Raw genomic sequence first — 4,114 nt, 5'->3', positions numbered from 1 at the left:
AGGCCAGCGCGTGACGGATTATCGGCGCAACGGGGTCGACCGGCGTGCCGACCGATAGGTCGACGATGCCGCCCGGATGCGACTTGGCCAGCGCGGTCGCGTCGGCCAGGGTGTCCCACGGGAACTCCGGCAATGTCGCCGACAGTCGCCGGCGGTTCACCAGGCTGCTCAGTCGTCGTGAGCTTGCGGCGGCAGATCCTTGACGACCTGTGGGTCGTTCTCGGTCATGCCGACCTTGGCCGCGCCACCGGGCGATCCGAGTTCAGCGAAGAAATCCGCGTTGATCTGGGTGTACTGGCCCCACTGGTCGGGAACGTCGTCCTCGTAGTAGATCGCCTCGACCGGGCAGACCGGCTCGCAGGCACCGCAGTCGACGCATTCGTCGGGGTGTATGTACAGCATCCGAGTGCCCTCGTAAATGCAATCGACCGGACATTCCTCGATACAGGCCTTGTCCTTGAGGTCGACGCATGGTTCGGCGATCGTGTACGTCACGAAGGTCTCCTCACGGTCTCCAGCTGGCTGTTTGACTAAAGCCGGTCGGTGCCGAGCCTACTGGTGAAGGCACTTCCCGGCGGCGCGATGTCTTGGTTACTGATACTAGACGTTGCATATACAACGCAAGCACCAGGCCACTATGCGCGTCGCTGCAGTGCAACTAGTTGCATAGCGGGGTTCGGTGTTCTTATGCTGCGCCGGTGGCACTTCCCCACGCGATCCTGGTGTCGCTGTGCGAACAGTCCGGCTCCGGCTATGAGCTGACACACCGGTTCGATCGCTCGATCGGTTACTTCTGGACCGCCACCCACCAGCAGATGTACCGCACCCTGCGGACGATGGAAGACGACGGCTGGGTATCAGCGACCGTGGTCGCGCAGCGCGGGCGGCCGGACAAAAAGGTCTACACCGTGTCCGATGCCGGCCGGGCCGAATTGGCGCGCTGGATCGCGGCGCCGCTGCGGCCAGGGTCCGGGCGCGGTGGTGCGCTCAGCGACAACCGCACTCGTGAAGTCGCCGTCAAGTTGCGCGGCGCCGCCTTCGGAGATCCCACCGCGCTGCGCGCGCAGGTCGCCGCGCTGCGCGCCGAACGGGCCGAGCTGCTGGACACCTACCGCGGCTTCGAGAAGAAACAGTTCCCCGATCCGACTGCGTTGCACGGCAACGCATTACATCAGTATCTGGTGCTGCGCGGCGGAATCCGCGCCGAAGAAAGCACCGTCGACTGGCTCGACGAAGTGACCAGCGGGCTCGATAACGTGGCGCAGGAGAACCGATGAACTACCCAAACCTGTTGTCCCCGTTGGATCTTGGATTCACGACGCTGCGCAATCGGGTGATCATGGGCTCGATGCATACCGGCCTGGAGGACCGCGCCCGTCACACCGACCGGCTCGCCGAGTATTTCGCCGAACGCGCACACGGCGGCGTCGGCCTGATCGTCACCGGCGGCTACGCCCCCAACCGAACCGGCTGGCTGCTGCCGTTCGCCTCCGACCTGACCTCGTCCCGGCAGGTAGGCCGACACCGCCGCATCACCAGCGCGGTGCACGACGCGGGCGGCAAGATCCTGCTGCAGATCCTGCACGCCGGACGTTATGCCTACCATCCGCTTTCGGTCAGCGCGTCGTCGATCAAGGCGCCGATCAACCCGTTTCGTCCCCGCCGGCTCTCCTCGAGCGGTGTGCAGAGCACGATCGACGACTTCGCCCGCTGCGCGGAGCTGGCGCGCGAGGCGGGTTATGACGGCGTCGAAATCATGGGTAGTGAAGGATATTTGATCAACCAGTTCTTGGCGCCGCGAACCAACAAGCGCAAGGACGGGTGGGGCGGCAGCGCGGAGAACCGCCACCGATTCCCGGTCGAGATCGTACGACGCGCACGCGCGGCGGCCGGATCCGATTTCATCATCTGCTACCGGATGTCGATGGCCGACTTCGTCGAGGGCGGTCAGAGCTGGGACGACATCCTCTCGCTGGCAACCGAAGTCGAAGCCGCCGGCGCGACGATGATCAACTCCGGCTTCGGCTGGCACGAGGCGCGGGTACCCACCATCGTCACGTCGGTACCCAGCAACGCCTTCGTCGACATCAGCCACGCCGTCGCCGGCCATGTCAACATCCCGGTGGTGGCGTCCAATCGAATCAACATGCCGCAGGCGGCCGAACAGATCCTGGCCGACACCCATGTGCAGCTGATCTCGATGGCGCGACCGCTGCTGGCGGACCCCGAGTGGGTGCTCAAGGCGCAGGCCGCCCGCGACGACGAGATCAACACCTGCATCGCCTGCAATCAGGCCTGCCTGGACCACGCTTTCGTGAAGAAGACGGTCTCGTGTCTGCTCAACCCGCGGGCGGGCCGCGAGACGGAACTGGTGCTGTCGCCGACCCGGCGGGCACTCTCGATCGCGGTTGTCGGGGCCGGTCCGGCCGGGCTGGCCGCCGCGGTGAACGCCGCCGCCCGCGGCCACCACGTCACGCTGTTCGAGGCCAACGACTACATCGGCGGCCAGTTCGACATGGCACGCCGCATCCCGGGTAAAGAGGAATTCAACGAAACCATTCGGTATTTCAGGACGATGCTGACAACCCACGGCGTGGTGGTGCGGCTGGGTATTCGGGCATCGGCCACCGAGCTGTCCGGCTATGACCATGTGGTGCTGGCCACCGGCGTGACCCCACGAATCCCGAACATCCCCGGAATCGATCATCCGATGGTGCTGACCTACGCCGAGGCCATCACCGAGGTCAAGCCGGTCGGCGACCGCGTCGCCGTGATCGGAGCCGGCGGCATCGGGTTTGACGTCAGCGAGTTCCTGGTCACCGACTCCTCACCAACGCTGAACCTCAAAGAGTGGAAGGCCGAATGGGGTGCGGCCGATCCGTGGGAAGCGCCGGGTGCACTGATCACTCCGATTCCCGCGCCGGCTGCTCGCGAGGTCTATCTACTGCAGCGCACGACGGGAGTCCAGGGAAAGCGGCTGGGCAAGACCAGCGGATGGGTGCACCGGGCTTCGCTGAAAGCCAAAGGCGTCCATCAGCTTTCCGGAGTCAACTACGAGCGGGTGACCGACGAGGGGCTGCACATCAGCTTCGGCTCGAAGCGCGAGCGAGCGCAGCTGCTCGAGGTCGACAACATCGTGGTCTGCGCCGGTCAGGAGCCGGTCCGCGAGCTGGAAGATGAACTGCGCCGCGGCGGTATCAACCCGCACGTGATCGGCGGCGCCGCAATCGCGGCCGAGCTGGACGCCAAGCGGGCAATCAAACAGGGCACCGAGCTCGCGGCCCGGCTCTAAGGCTCAGTAGCCGGACAGCAGAGCACGCACCCGGCCCAGCGCTTCCGGACCGACCCGGCTGCAGATTCGCGATGGGTCGGCCGGGCGGCGGCCCCACAGCAGCAAAACCCTTGCGGCGGCATCGGTTTCCAACGTGGCCGGCCCATCCGGGTCGGCGAGCTCGATCGTGGTGGTTTCGGCGTCCGCGCTCACGACCACGTCGTCGGCGCCGTCGACCCGCAGCCGAGCCTCGATGCGTTCGCCGGGCCGCAGTTGCTTGACACCCTTGACCAGCAGCGGCTTGCCCACCGCCAACACGCTGTGGGTCGTCATCCAGGGCTGCGCCGTCCGGGCCTGCGCTGCCGCGTCGTCTCCGGTGATGTCCCACCCATGCAGCACCAGCTCTTCCCGCATGTGCTCGGCGAACCACGGCACCTTCATGGTTCGCCCGGTCCACACAACGTCGGTGTCAGCGGGCACGTCGTCAGCAGCCTCGGCGACGTCGTTGAGCCGCGCCATGTTTCGGTGCAGGGCGACCCACAGATCGTCGTCGTTCATCGCCCGCAGCGGCGCTTCGCGTTCCTCGAATTTTCGAGTCGCCACCGGCTCGCCCGCGAGGTGAGCACCCAAGACCCGGGCCAGCTCGTCGGCGTTGCCGGCCTGGTGAATGACGATGTCGCGCACCGTCCAGGCCTCACACCAGGTGCCGGTGTGCGGGCCACGCTGTTGCACGGCCTCGATGAAGGGCTGCCATTCGGGAAAACGGTCGTTGTCGATGTGATGATTCACAGCCCCGGGTATACCCGGGGCCACCGACAACTACGCGGCAAGAGGGTTGTAGTC

General features: G+C 66.1%; 4 protein-coding genes and 1 pseudogene. 2 read left to right on the top strand and 3 right to left on the bottom strand.

The window, feature by feature from the left end; translation table 11 throughout:
• Both VN856_RS07395 and fdxA read right to left on the bottom strand, forming a co-directional pair.
• A pseudogene (locus VN856_RS07395) lies at positions 1-145 on the bottom strand (succinyldiaminopimelate transaminase); the annotation flags it as partial.
• 23 nt (positions 146-168) lie between these two features.
• A complete protein-coding gene (gene fdxA / locus VN856_RS07390; protein WP_325687615.1) occupies positions 169-495 on the bottom strand; it encodes a ferredoxin in 327 nt (108 codons plus the stop codon).
• A 203-nt stretch (positions 496-698) separates the two neighbouring features.
• On the opposite strand from fdxA, the gene VN856_RS07385 reads away from it, so the two are divergent.
• The gene (locus tag VN856_RS07385; protein ID WP_325687613.1) at positions 699-1,277 is read left to right on the top strand and encodes a PadR family transcriptional regulator; all 579 of its coding nucleotides are present in this window, start codon (positions 699-701) and stop codon (positions 1,275-1,277) included.
• On the top strand, positions 1,274-3,292 hold the full coding sequence (locus VN856_RS07380) for an NADPH-dependent 2,4-dienoyl-CoA reductase (protein WP_325687611.1): 2,019 nt from the start codon (positions 1,274-1,276) through the stop codon (positions 3,290-3,292). Before VN856_RS07385 ends, VN856_RS07380 begins: the two co-directional genes overlap by 4 nt.
• A 3-nt stretch (positions 3,293-3,295) precedes the next feature.
• Here the strand turns inward: VN856_RS07380 and VN856_RS07375 are convergent, their stop codons facing one another.
• Positions 3,296-4,060 carry a maleylpyruvate isomerase N-terminal domain-containing protein gene (locus tag VN856_RS07375; protein WP_325687609.1) on the bottom strand — a complete coding sequence of 255 codons (765 nt, stop codon included), beginning with the start codon at positions 4,058-4,060 and terminating at the stop codon, positions 3,296-3,298.
• Between the last annotated feature and the right edge of the window lie 54 nt (positions 4,061-4,114).

Source organism: Mycobacterium sp., assembly GCF_035603715.1.
GTDB lineage: Bacteria > Actinomycetota > Actinomycetes > Mycobacteriales > Mycobacteriaceae > Mycobacterium.
Note: the sequence above shows the minus strand (reverse complement) of the source record. Positions and strands in the feature narration are given on the sequence as shown.

Bases quoted from the DNA above. Each gene is read 5' to 3' on its own strand.
- VN856_RS07380 (WP_325687611.1), top strand. From the start codon at position 1,274: ATGAACTACCCAAACCTGTTGTCCCCGTTGGATCTTGGATTCACGACG.